The 17,685-nt window shown below is 60.8% G+C and carries 13 protein-coding genes; 11 read left to right on the top strand and 2 right to left on the bottom strand.

Translation table 11 applies throughout. The annotated features are described in order from the left end of the window. The first annotated feature begins 269 nt into the window (after nt 1-269). The 10 genes from adhE (at nt 270) to OKC44_RS06880 (ending at nt 14,146) form a co-directional block, all read left to right on the top strand. The gene (gene adhE, locus OKC44_RS06925; protein ID WP_016351087.1) at nt 270-2,933 is read left to right on the top strand and encodes a bifunctional acetaldehyde-CoA/alcohol dehydrogenase; all 2,664 of its coding nucleotides are present in this window, start codon (nt 270-272) and stop codon (nt 2,931-2,933) included. Nucleotides 2,934-3,042: 109 nt separating this feature from the next. Then, a complete protein-coding gene (locus OKC44_RS06920; RefSeq protein WP_011706434.1) occupies nt 3,043-4,278 on the top strand; it encodes an HD-GYP domain-containing protein in 1,236 nt (411 codons plus the stop codon). Between the two features lie 353 nt (nt 4,279-4,631). After that, entirely contained in the window at nt 4,632-6,302 is a 1,671-nt protein-coding gene (locus OKC44_RS06915) for a sensor histidine kinase (RefSeq protein WP_270811788.1), read from the top strand. Between the two features lie 57 nt (nt 6,303-6,359). Next, complete coding sequence (btsR, locus tag OKC44_RS06910; RefSeq protein ID WP_270811786.1) at nt 6,360-7,064, top strand: two-component system response regulator BtsR; 705 nt, start codon at nt 6,360-6,362, stop codon at nt 7,062-7,064. 140 nt (nt 7,065-7,204) lie between these two features. After that, nucleotides 7,205-8,626, top strand: a complete 1,422-nt coding sequence (locus OKC44_RS06905) for a carbon starvation CstA family protein (RefSeq protein ID WP_011706437.1) — start codon at nt 7,205-7,207, stop codon at nt 8,624-8,626. 289 nt (nt 8,627-8,915) lie between these two features. Continuing rightward, nucleotides 8,916-9,254, top strand: coding sequence for a DUF3302 domain-containing protein (locus OKC44_RS06900; protein ID WP_011706438.1), 339 nt, complete (start codon nt 8,916-8,918; stop codon nt 9,252-9,254). 3 nt (nt 9,255-9,257) lie between these two features. After that, a complete protein-coding gene (locus tag OKC44_RS06895; protein ID WP_011706439.1) occupies nt 9,258-10,295 on the top strand; it encodes an HlyD family secretion protein in 1,038 nt (345 codons plus the stop codon). Nucleotides 10,296-10,409: 114 nt separating this feature from the next. Beyond that, a complete protein-coding gene (locus OKC44_RS06890) occupies nt 10,410-12,170 on the top strand; it encodes a DEAD/DEAH box helicase (protein WP_270811783.1) in 1,761 nt (586 codons plus the stop codon). Between the two features lie 132 nt (nt 12,171-12,302). Continuing rightward, nucleotides 12,303-13,739: a D-alanyl-D-alanine carboxypeptidase/D-alanyl-D-alanine endopeptidase gene (gene dacB / locus OKC44_RS06885; RefSeq protein ID WP_270811781.1), complete on the top strand. Its 1,437-nt coding sequence runs from the start codon at nt 12,303-12,305 to the stop codon at nt 13,737-13,739. A 143-nt stretch (nt 13,740-13,882) separates the two neighbouring features. Further along, entirely contained in the window at nt 13,883-14,146 is a 264-nt protein-coding gene (locus tag OKC44_RS06880; RefSeq protein WP_010633640.1) for a GrxA family glutaredoxin, read from the top strand. 57 nt (nt 14,147-14,203) lie between these two features. On the opposite strand, the gene OKC44_RS06875 is transcribed toward OKC44_RS06880, so the two are convergent. Beyond that, nucleotides 14,204-14,416 carry a DUF1653 domain-containing protein gene (locus tag OKC44_RS06875; RefSeq protein WP_017408079.1) on the bottom strand — a complete coding sequence of 71 codons (213 nt, stop codon included), beginning with the start codon at nt 14,414-14,416 and terminating at the stop codon, nt 14,204-14,206. A 379-nt stretch (nt 14,417-14,795) separates the two neighbouring features. On the opposite strand from OKC44_RS06875, the gene OKC44_RS06870 reads away from it, so the two are divergent. Beyond that, on the top strand, nt 14,796-16,010 hold the full coding sequence (locus OKC44_RS06870; RefSeq protein WP_011706443.1) for a pyridoxal phosphate-dependent aminotransferase: 1,215 nt from the start codon (nt 14,796-14,798) through the stop codon (nt 16,008-16,010). A gap of 65 nt (nt 16,011-16,075) precedes the next feature. On the opposite strand, the gene OKC44_RS06865 is transcribed toward OKC44_RS06870, so the two are convergent. After that, on the bottom strand, nt 16,076-17,551 hold the full coding sequence (locus tag OKC44_RS06865) for a YfcC family protein (protein WP_011706444.1): 1,476 nt from the start codon (nt 17,549-17,551) through the stop codon (nt 16,076-16,078). Between the last annotated feature and the right edge of the window lie 134 nt (nt 17,552-17,685).

Here is a 17,685-nt window from a genome sequence, read left to right as displayed (position 1 = left end):
GCCCCATTCATCCCGCTTCTGGCCCACTCAACAACTGCGCAACATCTGGCAAACATGTATTGTGAAACAAAATTTCTTTTGTTCTTTTGTTACACATGATCCAGATCAAGTTTTTCTGAGTCAGCCCCGCTCTATAATCGACTCAGAAAGCGATTTAGTAAGGCATGTAAATACCCCGTTGTGGTGATTCTGTTCTTGACAGGGCATCTATAATTGCCGGGCATTGCCAACGTCTTACTAAACAGTTTTCAAATCATCAGGAGATAAACATGGCAGTAACCAATATGGCTGAACTGGATGCACTGGTCGCCCGCGTCAAAGAAGCCCAGCGTGAATTCGCCAGCTTCTCGCAAGAGCAGGTAGACAAGATCTTCCGTGCCGCCGCCCTGGCCGCCAGCAATGCCCGTATCCCCCTGGCCCAGATGGCCGTGGAAGAGTCCGGTATGGGTATCATCGAAGACAAGGTTATCAAGAACCACTTCGCCTCCGAATACATCTACAACAAGTACAAAGAAGAGAAGACCTGCGGCATCCTCAGTGAAGATGACGAGATGGGCACCATCACCATCGCCGAGCCGGTAGGTATCATCTGCGGTATCGTACCGACCACCAACCCGACCTCCACTGCGATCTTCAAATCTCTGATCTCCCTGAAGACCCGCAACGCCATCATCTTCTCCCCGCACCCCCGTGCCAAGAACTCCACCAATACCGCTGCCAAGCTGGTACTGGATGCAGCCATTGCCGCCGGTGCACCGAAAGACATCATCGGCTGGATCGATCAACCGACCGTTGAACTCTCCAACGCCCTGATGAAGCACAACGACATCAACCTGATCCTGGCCACCGGTGGCCCGGGCATGGTGAAAGCCGCTTACTCCTCTGGCAAACCTGCCATCGGTGTCGGTGCCGGTAACGTACCCGTTGTCATCGACGAAACTGCCGATGTGAAGCGCGCCGTCGCCTCCATCCTGATGTCCAAAACCTTCGACAACGGCGTGGTCTGTGCCTCCGAGCAAGCCGTCATCGTGGTTGACTCCATCTATGACCAGGTGAAAGAGCGTTTCGCGACTCACAATGGTTATGTGCTGACCAAAGAAGAAGCTGACAAGGTCCGCAAGGTCATCCTGATCAACGGTGCCATGAACGCCAACATCGTGGGCCAGCCTGCGACCAAGATCGCCGAAATGTCCGGCGTGACCGTGCCCCCCACCACCAAGATCCTCATCGGTGAAGGTCTGGAAGTGTGTGAAGAGGAAGAGTTCGCTCACGAGAAGCTCTCCCCGACCCTGGGTATGTTCCGTGCCAAGAACTTCGAAGAAGCCGTCGAAATGGCCTGCACCATGGTCAACCTGGGTGGTATCGGCCACACCTCCGGTCTGTACACCGACCAGGACCGCAACGCCGACCGCATCAAGTACTTCGGCGACAAGATGAAGACCGCCCGTATCCTGATCAACACCCCGACCACTCAGGGTGGTATCGGTGACCTGTACAACTTTGCCATCGCACCGTCCTTGACGCTGGGTTGCGGTTCCTGGGGTGGTAACTCCATCTCCGAAAACGTGGGTCCCAAGCACCTGATCAACAAGAAGACAGTCGCAAAACGGGCAGAAAATATGCTGTGGCACAAACTTCCGAAATCCATCTACTTCCGTCGTGGTTCCCTGCCGATCGCCCTGGGCGACTTGGAAGGTAAAAAGCGCGCACTGGTCGTGACCGACCGCTTCCTGTTCAACAACGGCTACGCCGACGAAGTGGTTCGTCTGCTCAAGGGCCTGAAGATGGAAGTGGAAGTGTTCTACGAAGTAGAAGCCGACCCGACCCTGTCTGTGGTTCGCAAAGGCGCCGAGATGGCCCACTCCTTCAAGCCGGACGTGATCGTCGCGCTGGGCGGTGGTTCACCGATGGATGCGGCCAAGATCATGTGGGTGATGTACGAGCACCCGGAAACCGCGTTCGAAGATCTGGCCATGCGCTTCATGGACATCCGCAAGCGTATCTACAAGTTCCCGAAAATGGGCGTGAAGGCCGAACTGGTCTGTATCACCACCACTTCCGGTACCGGTTCTGAAGTGACCCCGTTTGCGGTCGTGACCGATGACGCCACCGGCATGAAATACCCGCTGGCCGACTACGAGCTGACCCCGAACATGGCCATCGTCGACGCCAACCTGGTCATGGGCATGCCCAAATCCCTGTGTGCTTTCGGCGGTATCGATGCCGTGACTCACGCCATGGAAGCCTACGTTTCCGTACTGGCCAACGAGTACTCCGACGGTCAGGCGCTGCAAGCCCTGAAACTGCTCAAAGAGTACCTGCCGTCCAGCTACCAGAACGGTGCCAACGACCCGGTTGCTCGCGAGAAAGTACACAACGCCGCCACCATCGCCGGTATCGCGTTCGCCAACGCCTTCCTGGGTGTGTGCCACTCCATGGCTCACAAACTGGGTGCTGAATTCCACATTCCGCACGGTCTGGCCAACGCCCTGCTGATCAGCAACGTGATCCGCTACAACGCCAACGACAACCCGACCAAGCAGACTGCGTTCTCCCAGTACGACCGTCCGCAGGCTCGCCGTCGCTACGCCGAAGTGGCCGACCACCTGGGTCTGACTGCCGCCGGTGACCGTACCGCCGCCAAGATCGAGAAGCTGCTGGTATGGCTGGACGAGCTGAAAGCCACCCTGGGCATCCCGGCCTCCATCCGTGAAGCCGGCGTGTCTGAAGCTGACTTCCTGGCCAAGGTTGACCAGCTGGCCGTGGAAGCCTTCGATGACCAGTGCACCGGCGCCAACCCGCGCTACCCGCTGATCAGCGAGCTGAAAGCCATCCTGCTGGACACCTACTACGGCCGTCCCTTCACCGAAGACGCTCAGGTAGCGGCCAAGGTTGAAGCCAAGGTTGAAGGCAAGAAGAAGTCCAAAGCCTGATAAGCTGAACCGACTCGAGAGCCCGCGCACATGCGCGGGCTTTTTTGTTTGTCTATCTGCTTAATTTTGCTAGCTTGTTCATAGGCATTCATGAAATGCGAGCTAGCGTATGGCGCTGATACAAGCCTCCATCGAGCAGTTGCGGGTAGGCCACTATATCCATCTCCCCACGGGATGGACCAACCACCCTTTTATGTTCAATGCATTCAAGATCAAGGATCAGCAGCAACTCGACATCATTCGCCATCTCGATCTCAGCCTGCTGATGGTGGATCCCGACAAGAGCGACCTGCCTATCGAACCCATCTTGCGCGGTGACATCCCTTCCGCCGGGCCTGACCTGTCAATCATCGAAGAGCTGGTGGAGAGCGGCCCTGCCCCGTTTGATGAGAAAGCCTTTCGCCGCTCCCTGCGCGCCGCCGACAAGGCCTTCGGCCAATCCATGTCCGAGCTGCGCGATGCACTGGGGGCACTCAACCTCAAACCGGACGAAGGGCTCGCCAACACGGCGCAGATAGTGCGCAACGCCGCCGCCCGCATCAGCGCCCACGAAGGGCCACTCGGTCTGCACCTCATTCGCAGCCCCCACACCGACATCCTGCTGCAGCACAGCCTGAACGTGGCCTTCATCGCCATGTTGATGGCCCGCGAGCTCGGCATGAACCCCATTGAAATCGAAGAGACCGGGCTGGCCGGTCTGGTGCACGACATCGGCGAGCTGAAGATCCCGACCCAGATCACCCAGAAACGGGGGGAGCTCAACAAGTCGGAACAAAACTTCCTCAACATGCACCCCCAGTACGGGCTGGAGATGCTGACCCAGTTGCAGGCCTTCGAGCCCAAGATCCGCCAGGTGGCCCATCTGCATCACGAGCGCCTCGACGGCAGCGGCTTTCCGCTTGGCATCAAGGGAGGCGAGATCCCGCCGCTGGCGCGGATCATCGGGCTGGTGGATTACTATGACGAGCTGCTGCACCCGCGCAACAGCGCCACGCCGGCGGCGCCGAGCCAGGCCATCAGCCAGCTCTACAAGCTGTCGCAGAAGAAATTCGACCAGGATCTGGTCAAGCTGCTGATCAAGGTGCTGGGGGTCTATCCGCCCGGTTCGCTGGTGATGCTCTCCGACGACTCGGTGGCGCTGGTGCTCTCCACCGAGCCCACCATGCCGCTCAAGCCCAAGGTGCTGCCCTACATCAAGGCGCAGCGGCCGGAAGGGGTGGCGATGATCGACCTGCGGGAAGATGAGCGCACCATCAAATCATTTATCAAGCAGGAAGAGCTGGATGAGGGGCAACGGCTGTTTTTCAACCTGACCCGACGCTTCTGTTACTATTTTGCCTTCTGAGTTATCCCCAGAAGCTGGGGATAACTCATTGGACAAACCTGAATAATCACTCGATTGCCCGCAAAATTGTTCGCCATCCACCATGGATAAAAAACGCCCAGCCAAGGGGCCGGGCGGAGCATGCCACCTCCGTGTGGCGTATCCAGCGGATACATTCATGCTCCATCCAGCAATATCAACCCTTGGGCGATTACACAAATATCAATTTAACATGCTGATTTAATATGGTTTTATTTCACGTTTCTGGCACACTGCGGCCGCAATCCCGCCCTGGCGCCCCGCAGAACAAGATCCTGATCACATTTATTCAAGGTTGCCGCTTTTTTCGGCACGGACTCTGAGGAACGTTTTTTATGCAGTTGGTCCTCTCCCTGCTTCAACAGATGAGCGTCAGCCTGGTCATCGCCTACCTCTTTTCCAAGAGTCCGCTGCTGCGTCCGCTGGCCAACTACTCGGTCAGGCTGCCTCACAAGGTGCTCATCTACATTACCTTCTCCTGCTTCTGCATTCTCGGCACCTACGTGGGGCTGGACATCGACGATGCCATCGCCAATACCCGCGCCGTCGGCGCCGTGCTGGGCGGGCTGCTGGGGGGCCCACTGGTGGGCTTTCTGGTGGGGCTGACCGGCGGCCTGCACCGCTATACCCTGGGTGGCTTCACCGATCTCGCCTGCGCCATCTCCACCACCTGCGAGGGACTGCTGGGCGGGCTGGTGCACTGGCGGCTGATGCGGGCGGGCAAGATGGACGCCTTGTTCGAGCCGCGTATCGCCTTCTTCACCACCCTCTACGCCGAGATCATGCAGATGGTGATCATCCTGCTGGTGGCCACGCCATTCGATAAATCCCTGCTGCTGGTGCGTACCATCGCCACCCCCATGATCCTGGCCAACTCCTGTGGCGCCGCGCTTTTCATCAGCATGATCCGCGATCAGCAGCAGATGTACGAGAAGTTCTCCCGGGTCTTCTCCGCCAAGGCGCTCAATATCGCCAACCGCACCGTCGGCATCATGAGCCAGGGCTTCACCCCAGAGGCCAGCCACAAGATTGCCCGCATCATCCAGGAGGAGACCGGGGTCGGCGCCGTCGCCATCACGGATACCGACAAGATCCTCGCCTTCATCGGCATCGGCGAGGATCACCACCAACCAGGTACCCCCATCACCTCGGCCATCACCATGCAGGCCATCGCCCGCAACAAGGTGCTGTTTGCCGACGGCAACAGCCAGCCCTACCGCTGCAGCATCTCGCCCCAGTGCCAGCTCGGCTCGGTGCTGGTGATCCCGCTGCACGGCGACGAGGGGGTGATCGGCACCATCAAGCTCTATGAGCCCAAGAAGCGGCTGTTTCTCAAGATCAACCACACCCTGGGGGAAGGGATTGCCAACCTGCTCTCCCAACAGTTGCTGACCGGCCGGCTGGAGCAGCAGCAGCGACTGCTGGTGCAATCCGAGCTCAAGCTGGTGCAGGCCCAGATCAATCCCCACTTTCTGTTCAACACCCTCAACACCATCAGCGCCATCACCCGGCGCGAGCCCGAGCGGGCGCGCCAGCTGCTGCTGCACCTCTCCCTGTTCTTTCGCAAGAACCTCAAGCGCCAGAGCGGCCTGGCCACCCTGCAGGAGGAGCAGGAGCACTGCCAGTCCTATCTGGAGATCGAGCTGGCCCGCTTTGGCGACAGGCTGACGGTGCAAAACGAGATCCCGCCCGCCCTCGCTGGCCTCAAGCTGCCGAGCTTCACCCTGCAGCCCCTCATCGAGAACGCCATCAAGCACGGCATCTCCACTCTGCTGGAGCAGGGACACATTCGCCTCTACACCGAGCAGACGGCAGAGCGGGTCACCATCCACGTGGAGGACAATGCCGGCACTTGGCAGGAGAAACCGGCCGGTGACGGGCTCGGCATGACCCTGGTGGACCGGCGTCTCAAGAGCGCCTTCGGCAACCGCTATGGCCTGAGCGTCAGTTGCGAGCCCGACTGCTGGACCCGGGTCTCCGTCACCCTGCCAAGGGAGCTGCCATGATCCAGCCGCCGTCCCACTTCATCTTCACCCACCACCCCAGCCACGCAGGAGAACCCCATGATCCGCACCCTCATCGTCGATGACGAGCTTTACGCCCGCGAGGAGCTGATGCAGCACCTGGCCGCCGAGCCCGATATCGAACTGCTGGGAGCGGCCGCCAATGCCATCGAGGCGCTGCCGCTTATTCAGCGGCTCAAACCCGACGTGGTGTTTCTCGACATCCAGATGCCCAAGCTCAGCGGCATGGAGCTGGTGGCCATGCTCGATCCCCTGCCCCGCATCGTCTTTGTCACCGCCTTTGACGAGTACGCCATCCAGGCGTTCGAGGAGAACGCCTTCGACTACCTGCTCAAACCGGTGGAGCCGGCGCGCCTCGCCAAGACGCTGGCGCGGCTGAGGCAAGATCTCAGCCCCCGCCCCATGACGGCGCTCGCCCCCGCCATTCGCCACATCCCTGGCTACCTGCACAACCGGGTACGGCTGCTGCCCATCGAACAGGTGGAGTACGCCTTCTCCGATCTCGGCGGGGTGCACGTGGCGAGCCAGGGTGAGCTGTTTCATACCCAGCTCACCCTCAAATCGTTGGAGGAGAAGACCCCGCTGCTGCGCTGCCACCGCCAGTATCTGGTGGCCCCGGCCGCCATCTTCGAGATCCGGCTGCTGGAAAACCAGCTGGCGGAGATAGTGACACCGAACGGCGCCCAGGTGCCGGTCAGCCGCCGTTACCTGAAGGAGTTGAAGGAGATGCTGGGGCTGGAGTAAGCCCCACGATGTGAGCCGGATCACGAGCGCCGACCGCTCGGTCCGCCATATGACCGCTCATGTCGTTTTACCTGCCGTCAACAGAGCAAGCCCCTACACTGGCCGCGCACACCCAACAATAACAAAGCAGGAGCGTAGCAATGATCTGGTTCTTCCTCTGTGTCGGCTTACTTGTGGCCGGCTATTTCGTATACGGCAAATTCATCGAACGGATATTCGGCCCCAAGCCGGAGCTGAAAACCCCCGCCATCACCATGGCGGACGGGGTGGACTATGTCCCCATGTCGGACAAGAAGGTCTATCTGGTTCAGCTGCTCAACATCGCCGGCGTCGGCCCCATTTTCGGCCCCATCCTGGGCGCCCTCTACGGTCCGGTCGCCATGCTCTGGATCGTGTTCGGCTGCATCTTCGCCGGTGCGGTGCACGACTACTTCTCCGGCATGCTGTCGGTACGCGCCAAGGGCGCCTCGGTGCCGACCGTGGTCGGTGAACACCTCGGCACCACCGCCAAGCACTTCATGAACCTGTTCGCCGTGGTGCTGTTGATGCTGGTGGGCGTGGTGTTCGTGCTGAGCCCGGCAGGCCTCTTGGCCAACCTCACCTCCACCGACCTGGTCTACTGGATTGCGGCCATCTTCGCCTACTACATCCTGGCGACCATAGTCCCCATCGACAAGATCATCGGCCGTTTCTACCCCATCTTCGGCGCCCTGCTGGTGTTCATGTCGGTCGGCCTCATCATCGGCCTCATCGTCTCCGGCAAAGGCTTCTACAACACCGGGATGGATTTCTCCAACCTGCACCCGACCGAGCTGCCGCTCTGGCCGCTGCTCTTCATCACCATCGCCTGCGGCGCCGTGTCGGGCTTCCACGCCACCCAGTCACCGCTGATGGCGCGCTGCATGCAAAACGAGAGCTCCGGCCGCTTCATCTTCTACGGCGCCATGATTGGTGAAGGGATCATCGCCCTCATCTGGTGCACCCTGGGTCTCTCCTTCTATGACAGCACCGAGGCGCTCAACGCCACCCTGGCCAGCGGCGGCCCCTCTGCCGTGGTGCACGAGGTCTCCACCAGCCTGCTCGGTACCGTCGGCGGCATCCTGGCCATCCTCGGCGTGGTGATCCTGCCCATCACCTCCGGCGACACCGCGTTTCGCAGTGCCCGCCTCATCGTCGCGGACTTCCTGAAACTGACCCAGAAGCCCATGGCCAAGCGACTGCTGATCGCCATTCCCATGTTCATCCTCGGCTTCATCATCTCCAAGGCCGAATTCGGGGTGATCTGGCGCTACTTCGGCTGGGCCAACCAGACCACCGCGGTGATGATGCTGTGGGCGGCGGCGGCCTACCTCGCCAAAGAGGGCAAGCTGCACTGGGTCTGCACCATTCCTGCCATGTTCATGACCGCCGTGGTGTTCACCTACCTGGCCAACGCCCCCATCGGGTTCGGGCTGGAAATGGGCATCTCCACCACAATTGGACTGGCCAGCACCCTGATCGTCACGGTGGCCTTCCTGGTGAAATTCAGGCCCGCGCTGATCAACAAGCCCAGCGAAAGTTGATCCACGCCAACCATGTCAAAAAAGGAGCCGTCAGGGCTCCTTTTTTTGCTGAACATTTCCCTTCAGCAATGCCATACTCCCAGCGTAAGTCCTTGTCATGGATACGACTTTACGGACTTGCCCCCAACAATATCAGCGTCTGTTTTGACGACTTGGAAACTACTTAAGCTTCAGTACAACAAAACAACTTAAGATTTCGGGCCCGACAGGAGGGAAATCAGGTGGCTGACTGCCTTGCAGAGCCCTGATCCCAATGACAATGCGGTGCGTCAAGCCAGCGGAGGCGTAAATGGCACTCGATTATTTTGCTCTTGGTCTGCTTTTTTTTGTGGGTTTGGTCATTTTTTATGGGGTCATCGTCATTCACGACATTCCCTATGAAATAGCCAAACATCGTCAACACCCCCATCAGGACGCCATTCACGTGGCCGGCTGGGTCAGTCTGTTCACTCTGCATGTGCTGTGGCCCTTCCTCTGGATCTGGGCCACCCTCTATCGTCCCGAGCGGGGCTGGGGCTTCAACCAGCGGCTGCAGCAGGATGAAGATGATATCCAGCAGCTCAAACAGGAGCTGGCCGACCTCAAGGCCCGCCTCAATACCATCGAACAGACCGAGCAACAGGGATAAATCATGGACCTGCTACTGATCCTGACCTACACGGCCGTCTGCGTGGCCATCTTCAAAATCTTCCGTATCCCGCTCAACAAGTGGACCGTGCCCACCGCCGCGCTGGGTGGCGTGCTGCTCATCGGCACCCTGATCATGCTGATGAACTACAACCACCCCTACTCCGAGATGGCGCGCAACTACTATGTCTCCACCCCGATCGTGCCGCTGGTCAAGGGCCGGGTCATCGAGGTGCCGGTACAGGCCAACCAGCCGGTGAAGAAGGGCGACGTGCTGTTTCGCCTGGATGCCGCCCCCTTCCAGCTGAGGGCGGACAGCCTGACGGCGCGGGTTGAATCCAACCGCAACCACCTCAAGTCCATCGAGGCCAGGCTGCGCTCCGCCAAGCTCGATCGGGATCGCGCCAGCGACCTGATGCGTCGCGGCGTCGGCAAGCAGCGCGACCTCGACGTCACCCAGGCCAACGTGGATGACATCGTGGCCCAGATCGAGCAGCAACAGGCAACGCTGGAAGATCTGCAGGCCCAGCTCGACGAGGCCAGGTATCAGGTTGAACAGACCGTGGTCTATGCCCCGAGCGACGGCCACGTGGTGCAGCTGGCCCTGCGCCCCGGCATGATAGCCACCCCCTTCATGTATCGCCCGGTGATGACCTTCATTCACAAGGATGAAACCGCCTATGTGGGCTGGTTCTGGCAGAACAGCATGCAGCGCCTGGCGGTGGGCGATGAGGCCGAGGTGGTGATCGACGGCATCCCCGGCAAGATCTTCCAGGGCCAGGTGACCGCCGTGATCCCGGCCATCGCCGCCGGTAACGTGCAGGCCAACGCCGGCCTGCTGGATCAGGCCAGTGCCGTTCAGCCGGGCCGCCTGCCGGTGCTCATCTCCATCACCGACCCCGAATGGCCCAAGTATCAGGTGATCGCCGGGGCCAGCGGCCAGGCTGCCATCTACACCAAGCACTTCCACCATGTCTCGGTGATGCGCAAGGTGCTGCTGCGCATGGCCAGCTGGATGAACTACGTCTTCCCCTTCCACTAAGCGAAGACGTCATCGCCAGCGGGCCGGCACCATGCCGGCCCGCTGTTTTTTGGCGCCAAGATCCCTATAATGGCGCCACCCTGCACCACCCCACATCGACATACCCAAGCCTGCATGTTCGTTCTCAGACCCTATCAGACCGACGCCGTCAACGCCGTGATCAGCCACTTTCGTCAGCACCCGGATCCCGCCGTGGTGGTGCTGCCCACCGGGGCCGGCAAGAGTCTGGTGATCGCCGAGCTGGCCCGCAAGGCGCGCGGCCGGGTGCTGGTGCTGGCCCACGTCAAGGAGCTGGTGGAGCAGAACCACGCCAAGTACGAGGCGTGGGGGCTCAAGGCCGATATCTTCGCCGCCGGCCTCGCCCGAAAGGAGGCGAGCGCCCAGGTGGTGTTTGGCTCGGTGCAGTCGGTGGCACGCAATCTGGCTGCCTTCGACGGGGCGTTTTCGCTGCTCATCATTGACGAGTGCCACCGAGTCTCGCTCGATGACGACAGCCAATACCATCAGGTGATCGACCATCTCAAGACCGCCAATCCGGCCCTCAAGATCCTCGGCCTCACCGCCACCCCCTATCGGCTCGGGCTGGGCTGGATCTACCGGCGCCACTACCACGGCATGGTCAAAAGCCACGGCGAGCGGCTGTTCGGCGACTGCGTATTCGAGCTGCCGCTGCGCTTCATGGTGAAAAACGGCTATCTGACGCCGCCGCGCATGGTAGATGCCCCCATCGTCCACTACGACTTCAGCAAGCTGGTGGCGCGGGAGAATGGCCTGTTCAGCGAAGCGGATCTCAACGGTGAGCTCAAGCGTCAGCAGCGGGTCACCCCCCATATCCTGAGCCAGGTGCTGGAGTATGCGGCCGATCGGCAGGGGGTGATGATCTTCGCCGCCACCGTCGAGCATGCCCGCGAAATTCACTGCCTGCTGGGCACCAGAGGCCAGCAGGCCGCCCTCATCACCGGCGAGACGCCGGGGCCGGAGCGCGACGCCCTCATCAACGCCTTCAAGGCGCGCGAGCTCAAGTTTCTGGTCAACGTGGCGGTGCTCACCACCGGCTTCGACGCCCCCCACGTGGATCTCATCGTGATGCTCAGACCCACAGAATCGGTGTCGCTCTACCAGCAGATCGTGGGTCGCGGCCTGCGCCTCTCGCCTGGCAAGACGGACTGTCTGGTGCTCGACTACGCGGGCAACAACTTCAACCTGTTCGCCCCCGAAGTGGGGGAACCCAGGCCCCACGCCGGCACCGAGCCGGTGCAGGTGCCCTGCCCTGCCTGCGGCTTTGCCAACACCTTCTGGGGCAAGACCGACGAGGATGGCAAGGTGATCGAGCACTACGGCCGCCGCTGTCAGGGGCTGTTTGAAGATGACGAGGGCCATCGCGAGGAGTGCGACTACCGTTTTCGCGCCAAGATCTGCCCCGCTTGCGGCAGCGAAAACGACATCGCCGCCCGCCGCTGCCAGAGCTGCGATCAGCTGCTGGTGGACCCTGACGACAAGCTCAAAGAGGCGCTCAATCTCAAGGACTGCATGGTCATTCGCTGCGCCGGTTTGACGCTGAATGCCGGGCGTGGCAAACAGGGGGAGCGGCTGGAGGTGGTCTATCACGATGAGGATGGTCTCACCCTCAATGAGTACTTCGGATTTCACTCCCAGGGCGCACGGCGCTTGTTTCAACAGGTCTTTGTGCGTCATCATTGGCCCGCTCCGGGTCTGGAACCCGAATTTGCCACCCTGGCGAGCGTGCTGGCGGCACAAAGCCAGTTTCGCCACCCCGATTTCGTCATCGCCCGCAAAGCGGGGCGGTTCTGGCAGATAAAAGAGAAGATTTTTGATTATGAGGGTCGCTATCGCACCGCCAACTCGATGGCGTGATGGCCAGTGGCGACCGGCATAAATCGTATGAATTGCTTTGCCACGGTCGATCCCGCATCGGCGGGTGAAACCAGGTTGAATTGTCAGGGCCGGCGCCACTGCCGGGCCCCTTCGTCACGTTTAGAGGATGTTATGCAGCGGCTGTTGATTGGTTTTTGTGCTCTCTTTTCCCTGGCGGCCCAGGCCGCCCCGCTCACCCCGCCCCAGGGGGGCCAGTACGCCATCATAGTGCAGGGCAACAACGGGGTTGAATTTGCCCGCCATGCGGATCAGATGATCGCCCCCGCCTCCACCATGAAGGTACTCACCGCGCTGGCGGCCCGTCTCGAGCTCGGTGCCGATTTCCGCTTTGCCACCGACGTCCAGGCCCAGCCCGGCGCCAAACAGGGTGATGCCATCAATGGCGACATCTGGATCAACTTCGTCGGCGATCCCACCCTGTCACGGATGGACCTGCTGGCCCTGTTCAAGCAGCTCGGCGTGAACCGCATCAAGGGCAACGTCTACGTCAACACCGGCGCCTACAACGGCTATGAGCGCGGCAACGGCTGGTCGTGGGGGGATCAGACCCTCTGTTTCGCCGCCCCGGTCTCGTCGGTGATCATCGACAAGAACTGCGCCTACGGCACCATCACCGCCACCCAGATCGGCAAACCGGCCACCGGCAACGTGGCCACCGGCGTGCCCATCGGCATCGGTGCCGACAACGTGGAGGTGATGAGCTATGGCGACATGGCGCGCCAGTTCTGCGCACTGGAAGTGGACATGGCCAAGGGCAACTTCTACGAGCTCAAGGGCTGCATCACCCCGAACAAGGAGCCCCAGGGGCTGCGCTTCGCCATCCACGACGTGGAGGCCTGGGGCTGGGACAACATCCGCTGGGCCATGGACAGAGCCGGTATCAAGCATGACGGCCTGCTGCGGGTGACCCACCAGTCCCCGGACAATGCCGAGACGCTGGGCACCCACTACTCGGTCTCATTGCCGGTGATGCTGGCCAAGATGCTGAAGAAATCGGACAACCTCTACGCCGATACCTTCCTCAAGACCGTCGGTCGTCACTACTACAACAAGCCGGGCAGCTATCGCAGCGGCACCATGGCGGTGCGCGCCATCCTGACCAAGAACGGCATCGATCTGGGCAACGCCACCCTGGCCGACGGCTCGGGCCTCTCTGCCCACAACCTAATCAGCGCCCGCCAGATGCTGTCGGTGCTGAACTTCATCCAGAAAAATGATGCCGAGCTTGGCCTCATCAAGCTGCTGCCAAGCTCCCAGGTGGATGGCACCCTGGCGTGGCGACGCAGCGTCACCGCCCCCATGATGAAGAACAAGGTGCATGCCAAGACCGGCACCATCACCGGCACCTCCAACCTGGTGGGCTTCATCGACACCGCCGGCGGCCAGCGCAAGGCCTTCGTCATGTTCCAGCGCGGCCTGTCGCAGGATCCGGCGACCCACGAGCGCTACCGCGCCAGCAAGGCCGCCTGGCCCTGGACCGTGTTCGAGAAGGGAGTGCTGGAGAGCATCTATCAGCAGCAGCCGATCCAGATCGCCGATCAGGGTTGAGCTGCCGCAAGGGGATTGACGATGACGGCCGGCGAGGCGCCGCCTTATCGAAGATGGCGAACGGCCGTATCGACAATTTCCACTTTGACTAGTCACGAGGCGGGGCTATCCTGTCCCCAGCCTCATATGAATGGAGAGAGAACATGTTTGCAGTGATTTTTGGTCGTCCCGGTTGCCCCTATTGTGTCCGTGCCAAGCAGATCGCCGAGCAGCTGGTTGAGCAGCGTGACGATTTCAAATTCCGCTACGTGGACATCCACGCCGAAGGCATCACCAAGGAAGATCTGGCCAAGAGCGCCGGCAAGCCGGTCAATACCGTGCCGCAAATCTTCCTGGACGAGCAGCACATCGGTGGCTGCACCGATTTCGAAGCCTATGCCAAAGAGAACCTGGGTCTCTACCAGTAAGCTCACGTTGTGAAAAAGGCGCCATCAGGCGCCTTTTTTCATGGTCAATGGTCAGCCTTAGCCGGCAACCGGGGTGAAACGGCTCACCACGTCTCCCTGATGCTCGATCCACTCCATGAACATGGCCACCGGGCGGGCATAGACGGCGCCATCCTGCTCGCTCTGGTAGATCACCAGCTGCTCCCCGGTTTCGGTGTGCAGGGCCAGGGTCAACACCTGATAATACCCACCTTTGAAATGGCGGTAGCGACCAACTGCAGGGGCTTGCATGGGAACTCCTTCGATATCGACGCCGGGCGGCGCCAGCATGGCGCGCAGACCACATGCTCTGCTTTTTGGGCCGGCGCCGACAAAAATAATGACATTTTTCACGCAAGCCAATCGTGCCAGCGAGAGTGAATATTTCAACACAGTCGGGTAGCTTTGTTAATCAGCCCCTCATCTTTCACTGGTGAAACTCGGTTAGCACAAACGATCGTGCTGAATTTAACGTTTTGGCAACCCTGTTTCAGGGCTAAAAATCAGGGAATTCTACTAAAAAGAGGATTGTTCTAGCATTCAATTCTGTGAAGAATAGGGGAAAAGAAATTTGATACTAAAAAACGCCTTTTTCGCCAACGCGCCCCCAGGGGAAGGAATCACAGTCACCATGTTCACTATCGACAAGTCGCACAAGCTCGACGATGTCTGCTATGACATCCGCGGCCCGGTGCATAAAGAAGCTCGCCGTCTCGAAGACGAAGGCCACCGCATCATCAAGCTCAACATCGGCAACCCGGCCCCGTTCGGTTTCGATGCACCGGAAGAGATCATCAAGGATGTGATCCTCAACATGCCGCTCAGCCAGGGCTACTGCGACTCCAAGGGGCTGTTCTCGGCCCGCAAGGCGGTGATGCAGTACTACCAGCAGAAAGGGATGCGCAAGGTCGACATCGACGACATCTACATCGGCAACGGCGCCAGCGAGCTCATCGTGATGGCGATGCAGGCGCTGCTCAACAACGGCGACGAGATGCTGGTGCCCTCCCCCGACTATCCGCTGTGGACGGCGGCAGTGACCCTCTCCGGCGGCCATGCGGTGCACTATCGCTGCGACGAAGGGGCCGACTGGTATCCGGACCTCGACGACATCCGCGCCCGCATCACCCCGCGTACCCGCGGCCTGGTGCTGATCAACCCCAACAACCCGACCGGCGCCGTCTACGGCAGCGAGTTTCTGCTGGAGGTGATCGAGATCGCCCGCCAGCACAACCTCATCATCTTCGCCGACGAGATCTACGACAAGATCCTTTACGACGACATCTCCCACACCAGCGTCTGCACCCTGTGCGACGATGTGATGGTGGTGACCTTCAACGGCCTCTCCAAGGCCTACCGCGCCTGCGGCTTCCGTCAGGGCTGGATGGTCATCACCGGTCCCAAGGGCCGTGCCAAGGGCTACATCGAGGGGCTGGAGATGCTGGCCTCCATGCGGCTGTGCGCCAACGTGCCGATGCAGCACGCCATCCAGACCGCCCTGGGTGGCTACCAGAGCATCAACGAGCTGATCCTGCCGGGCGGCCGCCTGCGCCGCCAGCGCGACAAGGCGTGGGAGCTGCTCAACGACATTCCTGGCGTCTCCTGCGTCAAGCCCAAGGGGGCGCTCTACATGTTCCCGCGCCTCGACCCCAAGGTGTACGACATCCGCGACGACCAGAAGATGGTGTTCGATCTGCTGCAGCAGGAAAAATTGCTGCTGGTGCAGGGCACCGGCTTCAACTGGCCGGCGCCGGATCACTTCCGGCTGGTGTTCCTGCCCCGGGAAGAGGAGCTGGAAGAGGCCATCGGCCGCCTCGCCCGCTTCCTCAAGGGCTACAAGCAGTAAGCAAGGCTCATGAAAAAGGCTCCCGCGGGAGCCTTTTTGTTGTCTGTCATTTTCTAGCCGCGCCATCAGCCGTGCAGCAGGGCACCGGCCACCAGCACCGCCATGGTGATGAGGGCTACCCCGATGATGAAGGGCAGCACCCAACGCACGAAGCGATCGTAGGGGATCTTGGCCAGCGCCAGACCGGCCACCAGATGGGCGGCGGTGGGGGCGAACAGGTTGATCCAGCCGGAGGCGGACTGATAGGCGGTGATCACCAGATCCCGCGAGATCCCGGAGAAGTCTGCCAGCGGCCCCATCAGCGGCATGGAGACGGTCGCCAGCCCCGAGGTGGAGGGGATGAAGAAGCTCAGGATGATGTGCACCAGATAGGCCATCAGGATGAACACCGACGACGACAGCCCGCTCACCAGCCCCTCGGCCCAGTGCAGTATGGTGTCGATGATGACGCCATGCTCCATCACCACATAGATGCCGCGTGCCACCGCCACCACCAGCGCCACCCCGATGAGGTCCCGCGCCCCGTTGAGGAAGGTCGCTACGTAGTTGGACTCCGGCATCCGGTTGATCAGCGCGATCAGGATGGAGGCGCTGAAAAACAGGGTGGAGAGCTCGTCGAACCACCAGCCCAGGGTAGGCAACAGGTCGATGCCCAGATCCGACCAGGGCACCACCGCATAGATCATCAGCAGGAAGGTGCCGAAGAAGACCAGCATGGTGAGCTTCTGCTTGCCGCTGAAGGCAAGGTTGCCGCTCTTCATCTGGGAGAACTCGTCGTCATAGGCGATGTCGGCCAGCACGGAGCGGGACTTGTCCTGCTGCACCTGCTTGGCGTAGCGCATCACGAACCAGGAGGCGAAGATCACCAGCAGCAGCCACTGCACAACCCTAAGGCCAATCCCCTCACCGATGGGGATGCCGGCAAAACCGGAGGCGATGCCAGTGGCAAACGGGTTGACGGTAGAGGCGAGCACCCCGACCCCGGAGCCGAGCAGGATGATCCCTGCCGCCACCATGCGATCGAAGCCCGCCGCCATCATCACCGGCACGATCAGTGCCCAGAAGGCCACCGTCTCCTCCGCCATGCCGAAGGTGGAGCCGCCGAGGGCAAACAGGGCGATCAGCACAGGGATCAGCAGCCGCTCGCGCCCGGCAAAACCGCGCACGATGGCCCCCACCCCGGCATCCAGTGCCCCGCTCTGCATGGTCACCGCCAGGAAACCGCCGATGATGAGCACGAACAGCGCCACGTCGGCCGCCTTGTGAAAGCCCTGGATGGGGGCCTTGAGCACATCGAATACCCCCTGCGGTTGGGAGGGGAGCTCGGTGTAGCTGCCGGGCACCGGCAACAGCCGCTCGTCGCCGCTGTAGTCGGCCACAGCCGCCGCCGCAATCGGCTGCTGGGTCTTGGCCGTCACGTAGTTGTATTTGCCCGCCGGCAGCACCCAGGTCAGGGCCGCCATCAGGGCGATGATGATGAAAAGCAGGGTATAGACAGTGGGGAGTTGGCGCTTTTTGGGCGCTTCATGTGGAGTGGTCATAGCTTCCGTACCTCGGCAATGCCGTCATGTGATCCGATCACCGCCAGACTAGCGGGTTTGATATGGGAAAAAGGTGATCGCGGATAATAAAATTCCGCAACTTAGCGGGATTTTTGCCAAAAAAACAGGGCCCC

The organism is Aeromonas sp. S41-2 (assembly GCF_027705845.1).
Taxonomy (GTDB): Bacteria; Pseudomonadota; Gammaproteobacteria; order Enterobacterales; family Aeromonadaceae; genus Aeromonas; species Aeromonas hydrophila.
The sequence above is the reverse complement of the archived record's forward strand: the minus strand, read 5'-3'. Positions and strand labels throughout refer to the sequence as shown.

What these genes read in the sequence shown, in the direction of transcription:
- OKC44_RS06900 (WP_011706438.1), top strand. Translation starts at nt 8,916, where the DNA reads ATGGCACTCGATTATTTTGCTCTTGGTCTGCTTTTTTTTGTGGGTTTG.
- OKC44_RS06865 (WP_011706444.1), bottom strand. Translation starts at nt 17,551, where the DNA reads ATGACCACTCCACATGAAGCGCCCAAAAAGCGCCAACTCCCCACTGTC.
- OKC44_RS06870 (WP_011706443.1), top strand. Translation starts at nt 14,796, where the DNA reads ATGTTCACTATCGACAAGTCGCACAAGCTCGACGATGTCTGCTATGAC.
- adhE (WP_016351087.1), top strand. Translation starts at nt 270, where the DNA reads ATGGCAGTAACCAATATGGCTGAACTGGATGCACTGGTCGCCCGCGTC.
- OKC44_RS06920 (WP_011706434.1), top strand. Translation starts at nt 3,043, where the DNA reads ATGGCGCTGATACAAGCCTCCATCGAGCAGTTGCGGGTAGGCCACTAT.
- dacB (WP_270811781.1), top strand. Translation starts at nt 12,303, where the DNA reads ATGCAGCGGCTGTTGATTGGTTTTTGTGCTCTCTTTTCCCTGGCGGCC.
- OKC44_RS06915 (WP_270811788.1), top strand. Translation starts at nt 4,632, where the DNA reads ATGCAGTTGGTCCTCTCCCTGCTTCAACAGATGAGCGTCAGCCTGGTC.
- OKC44_RS06880 (WP_010633640.1), top strand. Translation starts at nt 13,883, where the DNA reads ATGTTTGCAGTGATTTTTGGTCGTCCCGGTTGCCCCTATTGTGTCCGT.
- OKC44_RS06890 (WP_270811783.1), top strand. Translation starts at nt 10,410, where the DNA reads ATGTTCGTTCTCAGACCCTATCAGACCGACGCCGTCAACGCCGTGATC.
- OKC44_RS06875 (WP_017408079.1), bottom strand. Translation starts at nt 14,416, where the DNA reads ATGCAAGCCCCTGCAGTTGGTCGCTACCGCCATTTCAAAGGTGGGTAT.
- OKC44_RS06895 (WP_011706439.1), top strand. Translation starts at nt 9,258, where the DNA reads ATGGACCTGCTACTGATCCTGACCTACACGGCCGTCTGCGTGGCCATC.
- btsR (WP_270811786.1), top strand. Translation starts at nt 6,360, where the DNA reads ATGATCCGCACCCTCATCGTCGATGACGAGCTTTACGCCCGCGAGGAG.
- OKC44_RS06905 (WP_011706437.1), top strand. Translation starts at nt 7,205, where the DNA reads ATGATCTGGTTCTTCCTCTGTGTCGGCTTACTTGTGGCCGGCTATTTC.